Here is a 3,060-nt window from a genome sequence, read left to right as displayed (position 1 = left end):
GTTCGGGACCGCCGGTGGCGGAGTGCTGATGCCCGCCAGGTCGGAGCGGACCCTGGTCGCCGGTCCGCGCCCCTGCTTCGTAGGGAGGCGCCCGGTGGGCAGGCGCCCGCTGGGTAGGCGCCCGCTGGGCAGGCGCCCGCTGGGCAGGCGCCCGCTGGGCAGGCGCCCGCTGGGCAGGCGCCCCGTGGGCGGACCGGCCCCGACGAGTTCCGGCATCTCGACACCATCGGGCGTGTCGTGCGCACGGACGCAGAAACGCAACAGGCCCCCGGCTTGCGCCGGGGGCCTGTTCACGATGTTGGCTGGGGTACCTGGACTCGAACCAAGAACGACGGTACCAGAAACCGCTGTGTTGCCAATTACACCATACCCCAAGAGGCCTCGCGGCCCCGTGTCCCGGTCGCCCGGGGCACGATCAACTACTGTACAGCATCCCGGACGTCCGTGAGACCACCGACGAGGTCCCGGTGCACGGCCGAGGCCGTCCGTGCCCCGTGACCGGCCGCCACGATGAGCTGCTCCGGACCCGGGGGCGTCACGTCGCCGACGGCGTAGATGCCCGGGACGGCCGTACGCCCGGCGCCGTCCACGACGAGCAGCCCGTCCGCATCCCGCTCGACGTCCGCCTGCAGCCAGTCGGTGTCGACGTGCCAGGTCGGTCGCACGAAGCCGCCGGTGCGGGGCTCGACGTGCCCGTCCACCAGGCGGACACCTGTCATGCCGGACCGATCGCCCTCCAGGTCGGCGACCCCGCGCTCGTCGACCCGGACACCGGCGGCCGCGAGCCGCGCACGGCCTGCGTCGTCGAGCACCCGAGCGCCGTTCGTGTACACGATGAGGTCGTCCGACCACGACGCGAGGAACAGTGCCCGATCGACGACGTCCGGCGTCTCGCACACGAACGCGAGCGGCTCGCCCGCCTTCTCGTACCCGTCGCACTCGACGCAGCTGTGGACGGAGGTCCCGTAGAACGCGCGGAGCATCGGCAGCGCGGGGAACTCCTCACGGAGGCCCGTCGCGACGACGACCGCTCGGGCAGAGGCGGTCACCTCGGTCCCCCGCCCCGAGGCGTGCACGCGCCACCGGTCCCCGTCCGGAGCGACCTCGTCGACCATCGCCTGCACGACGGTCGCCTCCGGGTAGGACTCGACCTCGGCGCGCCCGAGCTTCCGCAGCTCGAGGGGTGACACCCCGTCCCGCGTCAGGAATCCGTGGGACTGCAGCGTGGCGGCGTTCCGCGGACGGTTCGCGTCGACCAGCAGGACCGTCCGTCGTGCCCGCACGAGGTTGAGCGCAGCGCTGAGCCCCGCCGGCCCCGCACCGATGACGGCGACGTCGACGCTCAGCACCGCGGCGTCCGGAGCCGACACGCCGGCCACGAGCGTCGCGTCATCGTCGAGGGACACGGCCGTCAGCGGGCTGCGAGGGCGCGGAGCCGGGCCAGGGTGGAGTCCTTGCCGAGGATCTCCATCGACTCGAACAGCGGCGGCGAGATCCGACGACCGGACACCGCCACCCGCAGGGGCCCGAACGCCAACCGTGGCTTCAGCCCGCGACCGTCGATGAGCGCCGCCCGCAGCGCAGCCTCGATCGCCGAGGACTCCCACGGCTCGAGCTCTTCGAGCGCCTCGATGCTCGCCGCCAGCACGGTCCCGGCGTCGTCCTTGAGCGTTGCGGCCGCGTCGTCCTCGACCACGAGGTCCTCGTCGGCCGTGAACAGGAAGCCGAGCATCGCCGGCGCTTCGCTCAGCACCTGCATCCGCTCCTGCACGAGCGGAGCCGCAGCCGTGAGCACCGCGGCCTGCTCCGGGGTGGGCGGCGAGGACACGAAGTCCGTCAGGTACGGGAGCAGACGGTCGCGGAAGTCCTCCGGGGCGAGCAGACGGATGTGGTCGCCGTTGATCGCCTCGGCCTTCTTCTGGTCGAAGCGCGCCGGGTTCGGGTTCACGTCGGTCACGTCGAACGCCGCGACCATCTCGTCGACGGAGAACACGTCGCGGTCCGGACCGATCGACCACCCGAGGAGCGCGAGGTAGTTCACCAGCCCCTCGGGCACCATCCCGTTGGCACGGTGATGGAACAGGTTCGACTCCGGGTCGCGCTTCGACAGCTTCTTGTTGCCCTCGCCCATGACGTACGGCAGGTGGCCGAACACCGGGATCGACTCGGCGAGACCGATCTCGTACAAGGCCTCGTACAGGGCGATCTGCCTCGGTGTCGACGACAGGAGGTCCTCACCGCGGAGCACGTGCGTGATGCCCATCAGGGCGTCGTCCACCGGGTTCGTGAACGTGTAGAGCGGCTTCCCGTTCGGACGCACCACGACGAAGTCCGGGAACGTCCCCTGCTTGAACGTGATCTCGCCGCGCACGAGGTCGTCGAACGAGAGGTCCCGGTCCGGCACCCGCAACCGCAGTGCGGGCTGACGGCCCTCGTCACGGAACGCCTGACGCTCCTCGTCCGTGAGGTCGCGCTCGTGGTTGTCGTACCCCTGCTTCGGGTCACGGCCGGCCGCCTTGTTCCGGGCTTCCATCTCCTCCGGCGTGACGAACGACTCGTAGACGTGTCCGGAGGCCTTGAGCTTCGCGACGACGTCGTCGTACACGTCCGAGCGCTGGGACTGCCGGTACGGGCCGTGCGGACCACCGACGTCGACGCCCTCGTCCCAGTCGAGCCGCAGCCAGCGCAACGCCTCGAGGATCTGCTCGTAGGACTCCTCGCTGTCGCGTGCAGCATCGGTGTCCTCGATGCGGAAGACGAGCTTGCCGCCCGTGTGTCGTGCGTACGCCCAGTTGAACAGCGCGGTCCGGATCAGACCCACGTGGGGCGTGCCGGTCGGGCTGGGGCAGAAGCGGACACGGACGTCGGAGCCGGTGGCGGTGGTGAACGGTGCAGTCATGACGGCCCCAGCCTACCGGGGGTCGTGCGGACCCGGAACGCAGAAAACCCCTGACCACGTGGTGGTCAGGGGTTCCCTGGTGTTGCAACGTTGAGTCCGGCGGCGTCCTACTCTCCCACAAGGTCCCCCTTGCAGTACCATCGGCGCTGAGAGGCTTAGCT

2 protein-coding genes, 1 tRNA gene and 1 rRNA gene are annotated in these 3,060 nt (G+C 70.7%); all 4 read right to left on the bottom strand.

Features of this window, described 5'->3' with window-relative positions:
• Positions 1–299: 299 nt before the first annotated feature.
• Positions 300–374 (bottom strand) — tRNA-Gln (locus ACSW7Y_RS16750).
• A 45-nt stretch (positions 375–419) separates the two neighbouring features.
• Entirely contained in the window at positions 420–1,379 is a 960-nt protein-coding gene (locus ACSW7Y_RS16745; RefSeq protein ID WP_438127360.1) for an NAD(P)/FAD-dependent oxidoreductase, read from the bottom strand.
• A 32-nt stretch (positions 1,380–1,411) separates the two neighbouring features.
• Positions 1,412–2,899 carry a glutamate--tRNA ligase gene (gltX, locus tag ACSW7Y_RS16740; RefSeq protein WP_438127359.1) on the bottom strand — a complete coding sequence of 496 codons (1,488 nt, stop codon included), beginning with the start codon at positions 2,897–2,899 and terminating at the stop codon, positions 1,412–1,414.
• A 94-nt stretch (positions 2,900–2,993) separates the two neighbouring features.
• Positions 2,994–3,060: ribosomal RNA gene (rrf, locus tag ACSW7Y_RS16735) — 5S ribosomal RNA — on the bottom strand; the annotation flags it as partial.

Origin of the sequence: Curtobacterium flaccumfaciens (assembly GCF_051548005.1) — a bacterium.
Classification (GTDB): Bacteria; Actinomycetota; Actinomycetes; order Actinomycetales; family Microbacteriaceae; genus Curtobacterium.
The sequence above is the reverse complement of the archived record's forward strand: the minus strand, read 5'-3'. Positions and strand labels throughout refer to the sequence as shown.

Bases quoted from the DNA above. Each gene is read 5' to 3' on its own strand.
- gltX (WP_438127359.1), bottom strand. From the start codon at position 2,899: ATGACTGCACCGTTCACCACCGCCACCGGCTCCGACGTCCGTGTCCGC.